Source organism: Candidatus Acidianus copahuensis (assembly GCF_000632495.1).
Taxonomy (GTDB): Archaea; Thermoproteota; Thermoprotei_A; order Sulfolobales; family Sulfolobaceae; genus Acidianus; species Acidianus copahuensis.
In genome coordinates this window covers 72,942-87,480 of record NZ_JFZT01000047.1, presented here as the reverse complement: position 1 = coordinate 87,480, position 14,539 = coordinate 72,942, and the positions used below count along the sequence as shown (strand labels likewise).

Annotated in this window: 23 protein-coding genes and 1 tRNA gene; 22 read left to right on the top strand and 2 right to left on the bottom strand. The window is 33.1% G+C overall.

Going from position 1 to position 14,539, the window contains the following annotated elements; all coding sequences use genetic code 11:
* Nucleotides 1-69 precede the first annotated feature (69 nt).
* Nucleotides 70-169 (bottom strand) — tRNA-Leu (locus CM19_RS08725).
* Nucleotides 170-255: 86 nt separating this feature from the next.
* On the opposite strand from CM19_RS08725, the gene CM19_RS08720 reads away from it, so the two are divergent.
* Genes CM19_RS08720 through spn form a run of 8 tightly spaced genes read left to right on the top strand, consistent with a single transcriptional unit; the run spans nt 256 to nt 5,358 of the window.
* Nucleotides 256-558 carry a 50S ribosomal protein L21e gene (locus CM19_RS08720; protein WP_048100055.1) on the top strand — a complete coding sequence of 101 codons (303 nt, stop codon included), beginning with the start codon at nt 256-258 and terminating at the stop codon, nt 556-558.
* Between the two features lie 6 nt (nt 559-564).
* On the top strand, nt 565-906 hold the full coding sequence (locus CM19_RS08715; protein ID WP_048100054.1) for a DNA-directed RNA polymerase subunit F: 342 nt from the start codon (nt 565-567) through the stop codon (nt 904-906).
* Nucleotides 907-947: 41 nt separating this feature from the next.
* Nucleotides 948-1,592: a DUF655 domain-containing protein gene (locus tag CM19_RS08710; RefSeq protein WP_048100077.1), complete on the top strand. Its 645-nt coding sequence runs from the start codon at nt 948-950 to the stop codon at nt 1,590-1,592.
* The gene (locus CM19_RS08705) at nt 1,589-2,245 is read left to right on the top strand and encodes a 16S ribosomal RNA methyltransferase A (protein ID WP_048100053.1); all 657 of its coding nucleotides are present in this window, start codon (nt 1,589-1,591) and stop codon (nt 2,243-2,245) included. The genes CM19_RS08710 and CM19_RS08705 overlap by 4 nt, the downstream gene beginning before the upstream one ends.
* Nucleotides 2,197-2,790 carry a HemK2/MTQ2 family protein methyltransferase gene (locus tag CM19_RS08700; RefSeq protein WP_048100052.1) on the top strand — a complete coding sequence of 198 codons (594 nt, stop codon included), beginning with the start codon at nt 2,197-2,199 and terminating at the stop codon, nt 2,788-2,790. The genes CM19_RS08705 and CM19_RS08700 overlap by 49 nt, the downstream gene beginning before the upstream one ends.
* Nucleotides 2,768-3,460: a tRNA (cytidine-2'-O-)-methyltransferase TrmJ gene (gene trmJ, locus CM19_RS08695; protein ID WP_048100051.1), complete on the top strand. Its 693-nt coding sequence runs from the start codon at nt 2,768-2,770 to the stop codon at nt 3,458-3,460. Before CM19_RS08700 ends, trmJ begins: the two co-directional genes overlap by 23 nt.
* Before the next feature lie 39 nt (nt 3,461-3,499).
* Complete coding sequence (locus CM19_RS08690) at nt 3,500-4,108, top strand: 30S ribosomal protein S3ae (protein WP_048100050.1); 609 nt, start codon at nt 3,500-3,502, stop codon at nt 4,106-4,108.
* 2 nt (nt 4,109-4,110) lie between these two features.
* Nucleotides 4,111-5,358 (top strand): bifunctional sugar-1-phosphate nucleotidylyltransferase/acetyltransferase, encoded by a 1,248-nt coding sequence (spn, locus tag CM19_RS08685; protein WP_048100049.1) that lies wholly within the window; start codon nt 4,111-4,113, stop codon nt 5,356-5,358.
* Here spn and CM19_RS08680 read toward each other — a convergent pair.
* A complete protein-coding gene (locus tag CM19_RS08680; protein WP_048100048.1) occupies nt 5,327-6,529 on the bottom strand; it encodes a redox-regulated ATPase YchF in 1,203 nt (400 codons plus the stop codon). The two genes, spn and CM19_RS08680, sit on opposite strands and share 32 nt — an antisense overlap.
* Before the next feature lie 66 nt (nt 6,530-6,595).
* Between CM19_RS08680 and CM19_RS08675 the strand changes: the two genes are divergently transcribed.
* The 14 genes from CM19_RS08675 to xpf all read left to right on the top strand — a co-directional run bounded on the left by CM19_RS08675 (nt 6,596) and on the right by xpf (nt 14,453).
* Complete coding sequence (locus tag CM19_RS08675; RefSeq protein ID WP_048100076.1) at nt 6,596-7,243, top strand: 50S ribosomal protein L15e; 648 nt, start codon at nt 6,596-6,598, stop codon at nt 7,241-7,243.
* A 5-nt stretch (nt 7,244-7,248) separates the two neighbouring features.
* Complete coding sequence (locus CM19_RS08670) at nt 7,249-7,686, top strand: RNA-binding domain-containing protein (RefSeq protein WP_048100075.1); 438 nt, start codon at nt 7,249-7,251, stop codon at nt 7,684-7,686.
* Between the two features lie 52 nt (nt 7,687-7,738).
* The gene (locus CM19_RS08665; protein WP_052349509.1) at nt 7,739-8,209 is read left to right on the top strand and encodes a hypothetical protein; all 471 of its coding nucleotides are present in this window, start codon (nt 7,739-7,741) and stop codon (nt 8,207-8,209) included.
* On the top strand, nt 8,190-8,618 hold the full coding sequence (locus CM19_RS08660; RefSeq protein WP_048100046.1) for an Rpp14/Pop5 family protein: 429 nt from the start codon (nt 8,190-8,192) through the stop codon (nt 8,616-8,618). Before CM19_RS08665 ends, CM19_RS08660 begins: the two co-directional genes overlap by 20 nt.
* A gap of 99 nt (nt 8,619-8,717) precedes the next feature.
* Nucleotides 8,718-9,446 (top strand): archaeal proteasome endopeptidase complex subunit alpha, encoded by a 729-nt coding sequence (gene psmA, locus CM19_RS08655; protein WP_048100045.1) that lies wholly within the window; start codon nt 8,718-8,720, stop codon nt 9,444-9,446.
* A 9-nt stretch (nt 9,447-9,455) separates the two neighbouring features.
* The gene (locus CM19_RS08650; RefSeq protein ID WP_048100044.1) at nt 9,456-10,154 is read left to right on the top strand and encodes a ribosome assembly factor SBDS; all 699 of its coding nucleotides are present in this window, start codon (nt 9,456-9,458) and stop codon (nt 10,152-10,154) included.
* Between the two features lies 1 nt (nt 10,155).
* Nucleotides 10,156-10,899, top strand: coding sequence for an exosome complex RNA-binding protein Rrp4 (gene rrp4 / locus CM19_RS08645; protein ID WP_048100043.1), 744 nt, complete (start codon nt 10,156-10,158; stop codon nt 10,897-10,899).
* The gene (gene rrp41 / locus CM19_RS08640; protein WP_048100042.1) at nt 10,877-11,611 is read left to right on the top strand and encodes an exosome complex exonuclease Rrp41; all 735 of its coding nucleotides are present in this window, start codon (nt 10,877-10,879) and stop codon (nt 11,609-11,611) included. The genes rrp4 and rrp41 overlap by 23 nt, the downstream gene beginning before the upstream one ends.
* Nucleotide 11,612: 1 nt before the next feature.
* Complete coding sequence (rrp42, locus tag CM19_RS08635) at nt 11,613-12,443, top strand: exosome complex protein Rrp42 (protein ID WP_048100041.1); 831 nt, start codon at nt 11,613-11,615, stop codon at nt 12,441-12,443.
* A gap of 4 nt (nt 12,444-12,447) precedes the next feature.
* Nucleotides 12,448-12,666: a 50S ribosomal protein L37ae gene (locus CM19_RS08630; protein ID WP_048100040.1), complete on the top strand. Its 219-nt coding sequence runs from the start codon at nt 12,448-12,450 to the stop codon at nt 12,664-12,666.
* Nucleotides 12,647-13,141: a hypothetical protein gene (locus CM19_RS12590; protein WP_052349508.1), complete on the top strand. Its 495-nt coding sequence runs from the start codon at nt 12,647-12,649 to the stop codon at nt 13,139-13,141. The genes CM19_RS08630 and CM19_RS12590 overlap by 20 nt, the downstream gene beginning before the upstream one ends.
* Nucleotides 13,138-13,404, top strand: a complete 267-nt coding sequence (locus tag CM19_RS08620; RefSeq protein ID WP_048100039.1) for a hypothetical protein — start codon at nt 13,138-13,140, stop codon at nt 13,402-13,404. The genes CM19_RS12590 and CM19_RS08620 overlap by 4 nt, the downstream gene beginning before the upstream one ends.
* Complete coding sequence (locus CM19_RS08615) at nt 13,361-13,741, top strand: prefoldin subunit beta (protein WP_048100038.1); 381 nt, start codon at nt 13,361-13,363, stop codon at nt 13,739-13,741. The genes CM19_RS08620 and CM19_RS08615 overlap by 44 nt, the downstream gene beginning before the upstream one ends.
* Before the next feature lie 25 nt (nt 13,742-13,766).
* Nucleotides 13,767-14,453: a 3'-flap repair endonuclease Xpf gene (gene xpf / locus CM19_RS08610; RefSeq protein WP_048100037.1), complete on the top strand. Its 687-nt coding sequence runs from the start codon at nt 13,767-13,769 to the stop codon at nt 14,451-14,453.
* Nucleotides 14,454-14,539 lie beyond the last annotated feature (86 nt).

The window sequence follows — 14,539 nt, the reverse complement described above, 5'->3', positions numbered from 1 at the left end:
CTTAAAACTCCTAAGAACAGTAAAAGTTCTAAAATATATCGTAATCCTTCCTCATTTTCTCGTTAAATATGCGGGGAGTGGGACTTGAACCCACGCAGGTCTTCACCAGCGGATATCTTATCGGCGGATCTTAAGTCCGCCCCCTTTGGCCAAGCTCGGGCATCCCCGCTCAACTATAGAATACAAACAGCGACTTAAATGTCTTTCCCATAAATTTAATTTGCAGTTATAAGCTAAGCTATTACTAGAGTAAATATGGTAGCTCATTCGAAAGGAAATAGAACGAGATCCAGAAATCTCCTTAAAAAATCACCAAGAGAACGCGGAGCTATTCCCTCATTAGGTTCATTAATGTATGACTATAAACCTGGAGAGAAAGTTGTAATTAAGATAAATCCAAGTATTCATCATGGAATGCCTCATAGGAGATATCATGGTAAAGTAGCCGAAATAGTAGCTAAAAGGGGTAGGGCATATGAGGTTAAACTGAAATTAGGAGAAAAACAGAAGTCATTGCTGATAAGACCTGAACATATGATATTATTTAAGTCTGGATGAGTAGGTATGTCCTCACTTATGATTGAGGAAGAACGCTATATCCCTTACGCTTTAGCCAAAAAATATATAGATGAACTAATTAAGAACGGCCAATCGTCAGCAATACTTCAAAGGACTTTTGATTACTTAAACCTTATATCGAAATGCAACGAAGAAGGAACTGAAAAGATCATGGACGAATTAAAAGAGATAATTCAAAGAGAAGATATTCGTGTGGTTATCTCTAGTATATGTCCAATGTCTACTGATGAGGTAAGGGCTATTCTTTCAACAGATAGTAAGACTTATAGTCAAGACGACATAGATAAAGTACTAGATATTGTAAGGAAATATACAAGCCAAAGTTGATATTTTTTATTGTGTTATCTAATATTATTTATTGTGGAAAGATGATACAGAGAAGGAGACCGAAGGAGAGGTTCGTTTATGTGCTAGATTATATGAAGGAAGGTAATCCATTAGATAGACATAAAATGCATAGAAATAAACCTATTGTTCAAGTAGTAGGAGAAGAATTCTTTATTTTGATGGAAGCTTTTCCTAATAGGGAGCTAGAGCAAGGAGAAAGGCTTGATCTGGAATCTCCACAGCCTAGTGCTAAAATTGATACAACAATTTATTATAACGATCTAACTTCCGTAGCGAAGGGTAATCTTGAGAAGGTGATAGAAAAGATAATAACAGATAAAGAAAACTTGTTCGTAGCGTTCTTTAATAAGTCTGAACCTTTAACATTAAAGTTTCATGCTTTAGAACTACTTCCAGGTATAGGAAAGAAAACTCTGCGAATTATCTTGGACCAGAGAAAAGCGAAAATATTTGAGAGTTATAAGGATATAGAAAATAGAACAGGTCTAAAAAACGTGTCACAGATAATTAAGAAAAGGATTATGAGTGAAATAATAAAGCAAAACATAGAAGAATCCGACTCACATGAAGATAAATATTATCTATTTGTCTATCCAATAGATCTCGATAAGAAGCAAGATATAGTATATATAGGATATCTGGAGAAACTCAAACAAGTCATATGAAACTCTCACAAAACTTCTTAGTTGATGATAATTCTATAAAGAAAGTAATATCATCCGTTAATTTTTATATGAGACCAATTATTGAGATAGGATGTGGTAAAGGTTCATTAACAAGATATCTTAATCCAGATTTATGCGTAGAAATAGATACACATTTTATTCCAATTATATCAAAGTATAACTTAATCATAGGGGATGGTAGATTTTTTCCTTTTAATAGAGGACAAATAGTTTCATCTCTGCCTTATTCCATAACATCAAATTTTCTTGAAGAAATGATTAAAAACAATGGAATAAAAAGATCTGTTCTAGTGTTACAGAAGGACGTAGTAGATAAATTAACAACATATCCAACGTATATATCATTTATTATCAATTTTTATTTTAAAATAATTAAAAATGATATATTTCCTCCTTGGTATTTTAGGCCTATACCTAAAGTTTACTCTCAACTGGTTATATTAGAGCGTACATCAAATTATGATGATAAAATAAATAATATTCTAAAATGTATATCAAGATATAGAAACAAGACTTTGAAGAGTTTAAGTAAGAGATGCAATTTTATTTCCATATCAAATAAGAGAGCTAGAGAATTTGAGCCATGGAAGGTCAGAGAATTATTGAGTTTAATAGAATTAAAATATGTATAAATAATGAGACATATGAACCTTCGGATGACACTAGTTTGCTAATGTCAATAATCGATATTAAGAAGGGAGATAAAGTAATAGAAATTGGTTCCGGCAGTGGAATTCTTAGTCTAGAAGCTTTTAAGATGGGAGGTGAAGTAGTAGCGATTGATATAAATCCTTTTGCAGCTATATCTACATTATGCACATCTAGAATTAATTCTGCGTGGATAGAAGTAATAAATTGTGAAATGTTAACATGTATAAGAGACGTTAAGTTTGACGTAGCCATATTTAATCCCCCATATTTACCTTATGAAGAAAGAAAAGAGTGGATAGAGTATAGCTGGTCTGGAGGACCCACTGGAAGTGAGGAACTTATACGTTTTTTCGATCATGTTAAAGCAAAAAGGATCTATACACTATATTCTAGCCTTACTGATTATGAAAGGGTTCTGTCTTATGCAGAAAAAAAAGGATTAACGATCAGGAAAAAAGTAGAGAAAAATATAGGTTTAGAGACAATCTTTGCAGTAGAGTTTCATGATAAGAGTAGTTCTAGTTGAGCCAGAAGGGGAGTATAACGTTGGATTTATAGCAAGACTATGTAAAAATTATGAAATTGATGAATTATATATTGTAAATCCTCGATGTGATGTAAAAAAGGCAATTCCTTTTTCTGCCAAAGGTTCAGATATACTTGATAAAGCGGTAATTGTTAGTTCTTATATCGAGGCCATACAAGATATTGATTTGAAGATTGCAACATCAAGTATAGCTAATAATGAAGGAGATATGTTAAGAAAGTCAATTAAGCCATGGGAAATAGATATAGACGATAACAAGAAAATTGCAATTATATTTGGTAGAGAGAGTGTTGGACTAACTAGACAAGAGATATATGCTGCTGATTTTCTTGTTTTTATACCAGCAAGCGAAAAATACCCTACATTAAATTTATCACATGCTGTTAGTATAATACTTTACGAAATATGGAAAAAGAGAAAGGAAACTAAAAATCAGAATATTGTTGCAGTTTCTCCAGAACCATTAAGATTTATTGGAGAATATAGTGAAAAAATATTTAGACAGATTTCAAGATCAAACAGTGATTATCCAATGTTTGTAGCTGTTAAAAGAAGCTTATTACAAGGTGTTAGAGATAATGAAGAAGCATGGGCCATAGTACGTTTTTTAAGAAAGGTATACATGAAGTTACTTCATCAAAATGAGTGAGATAGATCTTAAATATATGGAATTACCATTTCATTTAACATGTCATCAAAGTCAAAATCACTTGGAGGCTCTGTAAGGGATAAGTGGAAGCTAAAGAAATGGTATTCTATATTAGCCCCAAAGGTTTTTGGGGAAGTATCATTAGGTTCTACGCCAGCATATACTCCCGTTCAGGCCTTAGGTAGAAAAGTTGAAACTACTCTATACGATCTTACGGGAGATTTTAGTATGGTTTACGTTCATTTATATTTTAAAATTGTAGCTAATGATGCTGATAGATTAGTTACTGTCTTTAATGGCCATGAGTTATCAAGGGATTATATAAGGTCATTGGTTAGGAGAAAAAGCTCTAAGATAAATAGTATTACAGAAGTTACAACTAAAGATGGATACTCCATAAGATTGAAAGCTCTAGCATTATCTACTTATAGAATTCATAGAGAACAACGTACTGCAATAAGAAAAATAATGGATGATATAATACGAAAGTCCTCTGAGAGCAAAACATTTGATGAGCTAATACAAGATATAGTTTTTGGTAAACTATCCAACGATATATTTAACGAGGTTAAAAAAATAGCACCGTTAAGAAAGGTCGAAATAGAAAAGTCTAAACTTTTATCACTTCCTCAATTGAGGAACAGTTAAAAGTGAAGGCAGTTATTTTAGCTGCGGGAAAAGGTGAAAGATTAGAACCTATAACCCATACTAGACCAAAACCATTTGTTCCTATATTAGGTAGTACTCTAATAGAAAGAACTGTAGAAGAGCTCAAAAAATTTACAAATGAGATTTTCGTTGTTATCAATAATGGAAATGAAGTACCTTCAACATATTTATCATTCTATAAGAGATTAAATCAACGTTATGGGGTAAATTTTATACAGCAAGGTCAAACTTATGGTACAGCCGCTGCACTAAAATCATTAGAGTATTTGATTAATGATGAGTTTCTGTTGATTTATGGCGATATATATTTTGACCTAAACAAGGTAAAAGATATTATAAATGTAGAAGGGAATGCTATACTTGGAGTGGAGGTTAGTAATCCTAGAGAATATGGAGTTATATATTATGATAATGAAAAAGATATTCTATCTAAAATAGTGGAAAAGCCTAATTATTCTGAAAGTAACGTAATTAATGCAGGTATATATAAATTTACTCCAGATATATTTACATATGTTAATAAAACTAGGTTATCAGAGAGAGGAGAATATGAACTTACAGATGCATTAAATATAATGGTTAAAGATATCCAGGTAAAAGTAATAAAATATACAGGATTTTGGAAAGATATAGGTAGGCCATGGCATGTTATAGATGTTAATAAGGACATACTTTCTAGAATTAAAACAGATATTAGAGGTAAAGTTGACGACAAGGTAAAAATTATTGGGGACGTTATAATAGAGGAAGGGGCAGAAGTTCTTTACGGTACATATATAGAAGGTCCAGCATATATAGGTAAAAACAGTATTGTAGGTCCTAATTCTTATATAAGAAAAAATACTGTATTAGTCGGAAATAATAGGATAGGTGCTTCAGTCGAAATTAAGGAATCTATAGTTATGGAATACGCTAAAATTCCCCATTTAAGTTATGTTGGGGATAGTATAATATGCGAACATGTGAATTTAGGAGCAGGAACGCTTGTGGCTAATTTACGATTTGACGAGAAAGAAGTAAGAATGACAATAAAAGGAAGAAGAGAAAGTTCCGAAAGGAGGAAACTAGGAACAATAATTGGAGGATATGCGAAAACCGGAATAAATGTATCCATTTTACCTGGAATAAAAATAGGTGCTTATGCTTGGATATATCCTGGTTCAGTGGTAAATAGAGACGTTGCAGCAAACGAAAAGTTTAGCTCTTTGCAAGAGTCGAAACTATCTTGATTACATCTCTATTCTGTAGTTCATACTCCTCCCCTACTCTTATCTTTTTCTTGGCATCTATAGCGTAAAGAAAGCCTTTACCTAGATCTGTATGTATAGTATATGCCAAATCTTTTGGCTTAGATCCTTTGGGAATTAGGAATACGTCTGGTAATACGTTGCCTAGCTTGTCGGTTAATCTTTTCTCATCCTCAACAGGATAAACAGCTATCATTTTTAGAGCATCGAAAACTGCTGAATTCAATGCCTGTTGTATCCCTGTATTTCCATAAACTTCTAAGACATTTTTTCTTATATATTCAATAGCTTTAATGTGTTTTTCCGAAAGAGCTGATTTAATCTTAAAATTACTTTCACCAGGAATATATTCTATTAAACCGGCCTTAGAAGCTTTTCTTAAAGCTAGTTCAGCCTCAGCACTAGTTGGAATAACGAAACTATATTTGTCTTTTAGTCTTTTTATATTCTCCTTAGCCCCTGGTATATCAATTTTGTTTGCAGCGATTATTATTGGCTTCGAAACTTCTCTTAATGTTTTGGCAAAAAGTCTTACATCATCCTTACTCCACTGCATAAGTTTCATATTTTCTAGATTAGTTAACTTTAGAGTTTGGGTTATGTGGTATCTATTTATTGATAATCCAGATAATTTTGTTAGCAGAGCCTCTGGGATATCTTTTCCTCCTAAATCGGTCGTCCTTGCAAATTTATCCCAGTCCTTATTAACTATTGATAAGAACCATTCATTTATTTCGTTTTCTACAAAATTTATATCTTCTTCTGGGTTCCTGCTTCCAGGAGGAACTGGTTGTCCTTCTTCATCCGTAGAACCACTTGCATCTACTACATGGATTAAAACATCTGCTTTTCTAAGGTCGTCTAAGAACCTATTACCTAAACCCCTACCTTCATGTGCTCCTGGAATTAAACCTGCAACGTCAACTATCTTTATTGGTATGAATCTATAATCTTCAAGACATACAGAATTCCTTGGATTACACTTTACTCCCAATTCCTTGTGCACACATAGTATTTTGACATATCCTATTCCAACGTTTGGTTCTATTGTTACAAATGGTCTATTTGCTATTTCTACTTCATTCATTGTTGACGCTTCAAAGAATGTACTTTTCCCAACATTAGTCTTTCCAATCAGACCAACTGTTATCATTTATTTCCCGTAAAAATTGGATCGGCATACTTTTAAAGTAGTTATCAGTTACTAATGAAGGGAGTAATGGCATTATCCGCATATAGCTATATGGCCCAAACTTGGCAATCAGAAGATTGGAAAAAAGTAATATCTAAAAGAATGATAGGGTGGAGAGATCAAGGTAGTCTAGTTAAATTAGACGGCCCTACAAGGCTAGATAGAGCTAGAGAAGTAGGTTATAAGGCTAAACAAGGGTTTATTGTAGTAAGAGTTAGAGTAAGAAGAGGCGGGATGAACAAGTTAAGACCAGTTTCAGGTAGAAGGCCAAAGAGAATGGGTATATATGGATATTCTCCTTCAAAAGGTTATAGATGGATAGCGGAGGAAAGAGCATCAAGCAAATACACTAACCTAGAAGTATTAGGAAGTTATTACGTGGGTGAAGATGGAATCTACAAGTACTATGAAGTAATTTTAGTAGATCCATCTCATCCAGTTATAAAGAGTGATCCAGATCTAAGGTGGCTACAAGATTCTTCAAATAGAGGTAGAGTATTCAAAGGACTAACTTCTGCAGGCAAGAAGGCCAGAGGACTTAGGAAATCAAGAGGATTAAGAGGTACTGTATCCTATAAGTTTAAGAAAAAGCAAAAGGAAAGAGAAGAAAAGAAAAGGCATGAGGCAAGTAAATACTACAGGTTGCAAAACTTTCCTAAGATACCTGGTAAATGACGGGTATGAAAGTATCTAGTATTTCCTTTACAGTATTTTGTTATGAGACTGAAGATAAAAATAAGATTGTAACCTCAATAATATCTTTTTTAAAGGATTTTAGGGAATATGTTGATATAAAAGAGCTAAAGCTACAAGGACATTATGGAGATACCATAATTTCTATAAAGTATGAGATAAAGGGAAAAATGGCAACATCTGCCGCTGAAGCTCTATTATCTAGACTTGATACATCAGATATAATATTTCTAATTGGTACATTGGGAGAAAGGGTAGATAGAAGTAAGTTACATCTTAGGTTAGATAAACAGAAATTAGTTGGAGAAGGAAAATTAACAGTTAAAGATGGAAATGATGTAATTAAGGTTATTATTAGTTCTAATGGTGGTATTGATAAAATCAAAGAAGAGTTGAAACAGATTGCTAATAGAGCTATGTCTTAATAATCGTAATTTAATTACATATGCAAAAGAGTTAGGCTATACAAGAAGTATTGTGGAGGGTATTAAAGGAAGGAATTCAAGATTAACATTTACCGCTAAGAACCGTCAACAGATCTTTGAAAATGTTAAAAGGAGTTCTGGATTTAGGTTGAGGGTTTGTAAACCATTGACTAAAGATGCTTTACGTTATGCTATAATTAATGATAGTATAGATTTCATTTCTATAGATGATTCTAATTTCTTTCTGCTTAAAAAATCAATGCTAAATTTAATAAGACAAAAAACAAAACCTGTAGAAATTTCACTTTCTAGCTCGTCTAACGTTATATTTAAGGCAATAAGGTTCGGATATAAATGGATTGATAATTTAGTTTTCTCATCTTGTGCTAAAGATTTTAATGAGTTATGGCCTCCTCTTTCCAAGATAAATTATTTAATAATTCATGGTGCAGATGAGGAAATGGCACTTTACTGGACTTATGTCACGCCAGCGGTGTCCCTAAATGATTCAGATGATTTTTGATATATTAATCTTTGTATGGCTTTTATTTTTAACAATGCTCTTTTTTTCAAAAAAGCAAATAAATATAAAAAAGATATATAATAAGCGTAACATTAAGGCAAAGAGATATATAATATTTTATATTGTTTCAGAAAATAAATATTTCGGAAGAGAAGAAATTGAAAGCAGTATAAGGAGCTCAGTAAAGGAATTTTTAGGCAGAATGTGGCTCGATATTTCTAACCCTAAACTAATTTTATATATAGATAACGAGAAAAGAGGTATAATATCTACGAATAGAGCAGGATATAAGGTTATTCTAGCCTCTATACCTGGGATAAAGGAAATAAATGGTAAGAAAGCTCTAGTTGTACCCTTAAGAACTACTGGAAGTTTAAAAAAGGCTAAGAAATTATTGGGAATAAGATGATGAAATAAAAAAAGGATCTGTTTGATGATGATCCTGCGACGATCTGAAGGGAATAGTACTTTTATTACCGAGTTCGGCTCAGTTAAACATTGATGGGAATTGGCTTTCGGACCAGCAGCAATGGGATATGATAGAGCCATAACAATATTTTCTCCAGATGGCTCTTTATACCAAGTAGATTATGCGTTTGAGGCAGTAAAAAAAGGATGGACTACACTAGGAGTTAAAACACAAAACGCAGTAGTTATTTTAGGGGAAAAAAAGAAGGCATCGCAACTATTAGACTTGGACAGTATAGAGAAAGTATTTCTATTAGATGATCATGTAGGCTGTAGTTTTGCTGGATTAGCCTCGGATGGAAGGATACTGATAGATTACGCTAGAAATTCAGCACTTCAAAATAGACTAGTGTATGATGAACCTATTATGATTGATTATTTAACTAAATTAGTTTCAGATGTAAAACAAATGTATACACAACATGGAGGTGTAAGACCTTTTGGCGTAGCCCTTATCATTGGTGGAGTAGATAAAGGCGTTACTAAGCTCTTTATGACTGAACCAAGTGGACAATTTATGCCATATCAAGCTGTAGCAATAGGACAGGGGGGTTATACTGCAACAGAATACCTAGAGAAGAATTATAGAGAAGATTTAAGTGTAGAGGACACGATACTCCTAGCCCTTAACGCGCTTAAATCTACGTTAAAACCAGGAGAGAAATTAGGTCCAAGTAACGTAGAAATAGGCTATATAACAAAGGACATAGGAGTATTCAGAAAGATGTTAAATGATGAAAAGATTAAATATCTTGAAAAGTTGGGGTGAAAAAAATTAATGCCAGCTAAGGATTACGTAATAATGAAATATGAGTCACATGGTGAGAGATTCGAAATTCTTGTTAAGCCAAAAGAAGCTCTTTCTTTTAGATCTGGAAGATCTATATCGTTATCTGATGTTGTAATTTCAGACACGATATATAAGGATGTAAAAAGAGGACTTAAAGCTTCTCCATCATCTCTTAAAAAAGTTTTTGGAACAGAGGATTTTGAGACAATTGTAAGAGAGATTTTGTTGAAGGGCGAACTACCTATCACAGCTGATCAGCGAAAAGAAATGTTAGAAAATAAAAGAAAACAAGTTGTAGATTTTATACATAAAAATGCTGTAGATCCTAAAACTAACTTACCTATACCACCACTTAGAATAGAAAAAGCTTTAGAGCAAGCTAGATTTCAGGTGGATCTTAGTAAGGATATTGAATCTCAAGCTATGCAAGCTATACACGAGTTAACGAGAATAATTCCCATAAAAGTAGCAAAAGCTCTTATCGAAATCAGAGTAGGACAAAAATATGCCACTAGGATAAAATCCCAACTTCAAAGTCTTGGTTCGGTAAAAAAATCCAATTGGTTAGCTGATGGTAGTTTAATAGCAGAGATCGAAATACCCGCAGGTGCACAAGAGGAAATTATAGATAAGTTAAATTCTATAACCAAAGGTGAAGTAGAGGTTAAAGTAGTACAAGTGAAGTAGAATGTTATCCAATGAAAATAACAATAAGAAATTGTATTATCAAGAAAGGACAATTGTATCGCCTGGGGATCTAATTGCGGAAGGCGCATTTCAAATACCGTGGTCTCCATATATATATAAAATTGAAAATAAGTATTATTCATCAGTTGTAGGGATTTTTGAGCCAAAGGAAAATAGATTTGAAGTAATACCACTAAAAGGATCTTTTTATTATCCTAAAATAGGAGATACGGTAATAGGTCTTGTCGAAGATATAGAAACTTATGGATGGATTGTAGATATAAAGGCTCCTTATTCTGCTTATTTGCCAGGTTCATCGTTGCTTGGTAGGTCTGTAAACATTGGTGAGGATATACGAAAATATATTGATGTAGGTGATTATGTCATTGCAAAAGTAGAAAATTTTGATAGAACTATTGATCCTATATTATCTGTTAAAGGTAAGGGTCTTGGAAGAATAATCCACGGAAATATTATTGATATTATGCCAGTTAAAATTCCAAGGGTTATAGGTAAAAATAAGAGTATGATGGAAGTTCTCACAACAGAAACTGGATGTGAAATGCTTGTGGCACAAAATGGGCGAGTCTGGGCAAATTGTCCTTCAAAAGAGATGGAAGATATATTAATTTTTTCTATTGATAAAATTGAACATGAATCCCATATAAAAGGTCTTACAGATAGAATTAAGAACTTTATTCAAGAGAAAAAAGGTGAGTTAGGTGTCACAGAATCAAAAGCCTAAATTAATCTTAGAAAATGGATTAAGAACAGATGGCAGAAAGCCTGATGAACTTAGACCAATGAAAATGGAGATTGGAGTTTTAAAGAACGCAGATGGTTCATCTATTATCGAAGTCGGTAATACTAAAATAATAGCTGCAGTGTATGGGCCAAAGGAAATACATCCTAGGCATTTGGCATTGCCTGGAAGAGCAACAATTAGAGTAAGATATCATATGATGCCTTTTTCAACGGATGAAAGGAAAAGTCCGTCTCCAAGTAGAAGAGAAATTGAAATTTCTAAAGTAATTAGAGAAGCATTGGAGTCCTCTATCTTAGTTGAACAATTTCCTAGGTCTTCTATTGATGTGTTTATGGAAGTAATTCAAGCTGATGCAGGTACTAGATTAGCGTCATTAATGGCCGCATCTCTAGCAGTTGTTGATGCAGGAATCCCTGTTAAGGATATTATCGCTGCTGTAGCTGTAGGTAAAGCGGACGGTGTTATAGTTTTAGATCTTAACGAACCGGAAGATATGTGGGGTGAAGCAGATTTACCGGTGGCTATGATGCCATCAATAAACCAAGTTAATCTTATACAAATGAACGGAAACTTAACGCCAGAAGAGTTTAAACAGGCTATAGACTTAGCTTCCAGGGGTATACAGACCATTTATAACATGGAGAAAGAAACCTTGAAAAGCAAGTATATTGAATTTAAGGAGGAGAGCTAATATGTCAGTCACTCCATCTAATGAAAATATCATACCATTAATAAAGAAAGAAAGTATGTTAGTGTCGCTGGAACATGGAATAAGACAAAATGGACGAAAGCCTTTTGAGTATAGACCAATTAGTATAACCTTGGGTTATGCGAAAAAAGCTGATGGTTCCGCTTTAGTAAAGCTAGGAGATACTACAGTTTTGGCTGGAGTAAAGTTAGAGGAGGAACAGCCATTTGAAGATACTCCTAATCAAGGTAATTTAGTAGTCAATGTAGAACTACTTCCATTGGCTTATGAGACATTTGAGCCTGGGCCTCCTGATGAAAATGCTATAGAGCTATCAAGAGTGGTTGATAGAAGTCTTAGAGATTCTAAGTCAATTGATTTAACTAAATTAGTAATAGAGCCCGGTAAAAGAGTATGGACTGTATGGGTAGATATATATGTCTTAGATTATAGTGGAAATGTATTAGATGCATCTACGATTGCTGCAATAGCCGCTCTTTATGATACAAAGTTGCCTAAGCTGCTTCAAGAGGGGGATTCTATAAAAGTTATAAAAGAGGAAAAAGGAGAAAGAATGCCAATGAATTATCCAGTAGTTACAGTAACTGTTGGAAAAATAGGGAAATATTTAATAGTTGATCCTGATATTGAAGAGGAAGGTATACTCGACACTAGATTATCAATATCTTATACACCTGATAAGAGAATGGTAGGGATACAGAAATTTGGGATAGGTACATTTTCTATGCAAGAAATAGATCAAGTGGAAAGTATTGCGAGGCAAGCTAGTGCAAAAATATTAGAAGAACTTAAAAAGCAACTTGGGATAGGGTAATAATATGGCAAAGTATAAGGTAGTCGGGATAGCAGGAAGATTTGGACCAAGATATGGATCTACTGTAAGAAAAAAATGGAAAGAAGTAATGGAAAAAAGATATCAAGACTATACATGTCCATCTTGTAAAACTAAGGGTTCAGTATATCGCTTAGCTTCAGGTATATGGTACTGTAAAAAATGTTCATCGAAATGGGCTGGTCTTGCTTACACGCCATATTGATATTGTTCTAACTACTAGTCGTTATCCTTCTCCTAGGGTAAGGAGTTTCTTAAAGGAGCTAAATAATGTAATTCCTTTTTCAGTTAAGATAAATAGAGGAAAGCAGAACTTTGAAAGCTTAATAAGATCGGCTAGAAAATTAGGGGCAAAATATCTTTTCTTGATTTCTTCAAATAAGGGAAATCCTGAAAAAATACACATATACGAGTTATATTCTATAGAAAAGGTCTATGAAATGAAGATTGATGGTGTCTCACTTCTTGCCGAACATAGATATAGAAGCCTAGAGATAAAACGCCTTTGTTTAGGAAAGATAGAATGTAAAGAAATGTCTCCTCTACTTATCTATTTTGGAGTAAGTGGAGAAGAATGCAGATACACTATTAATATTTTCCGTGAGAGTAATTTATGTATAATCAAATTTCTAGATAATTTTAATAGATTGATTGGCCCAATAATTAAATGTAGAATATGATAAAAATAACAATCGAAATGGAAGAAGTAGACAATACAATATTAATACCTCTTATTAATGGTATTATGCCAGAAAAGGTAGACAGTAAGTATGTTAGGCTAGAAAATTCCAAAAAAATTGACATATTAGCACCTTCTGTGACGAGGGGAAGGGCTATAATGAATTCTTATATATTCTGGTTCTACACAGTTCTATCAATATCTGATGTGGTGAAAAAGTATGGCGGAAAGATTGCCTCCGGATCTTCAAACCCAATTAGTTAAGTTACAACAACTACAGTCTCAATTAGATAGATTAACATATGAGCGAAGTGTCATAGAGTCAGAACTTAGGGAAGTAAATAAAGTCTTAGAAGAACTTTCTATGATATCTACTGATTCTTCTGTGTATAAGATTGTAGGAAATGTTCTTCTAAAAAAGGATAAGTCTTCAATTGAAAAGGAATTGAATGATAGAAAAGAAATTCTAGAGCTTAGATCAAGAACTTATCAAAAACAAGAATCTCTTCTTAGAAAACAGTACGAAGATCTTCAAAAGAAAATCAATGAGTTAATACAAAAGTATAATTTGCAAGGACCATCTTCTCCCCCAAAGGCTTAAATTTTTTCTAAAACTAACCGTTTCTATGACAGTTAGAATTTATGCAGATGAAAGAGAAAAAGCAAGCGAAATACCAGATATTTTAAGAGAATTAGGAGCATCTGTAATTTTACAACAATTAACTGTTGGGGATTATATTGTAGGTCCAGACGTAGCAGTGGAAAGAAAAAGCGTATCTGACCTGGTTAATTCCATTTTTGATAAGAGATTTTTTGATCAGATTTCAAGATTAAAGCAAACATATCAAAAGATTATCTTACTTATTGAAGGAGATTTGAGTAGAATTAAGGAGATAACATCGAAATGGAAAGCCATAAATTCAGCACTAATTTCTATTTCTTTAGAACCGCTAATTAGCATTATCTATTCTTCAAATAGAAGGGAGTCTGCTGAAACCATTTATATTATAGCAGAAAAATCACAGTCAGAACGAAAAGCTATTCCTATCTCCTTACACGATAAGCCTAAATTTGATAATATAAAAGATATTCAACTATATGTAGTAGAGTCATTTCCTCATATTGGCGGTAAATCCGCCGAAAAGCTTCTTGAAAAATTTAATACAATAAGAAATTTATGTAACGCAAATATCTCAGATTTGGAGAGAGTTTTAGCTAGTAGGAAAAAGGCTGAAGAATTATATAAAATAATTAACAGTCCTTTTACTAGTCAAACTAAAGATGAGACAAAATCACTGACGGATTTCATCTAGGTAAATATGATACTTCGAAAACAGTGCATAATAGATCACATTTTAATATTACTTGATAAAACTACTACTTAGTCCTACTTGGTGAG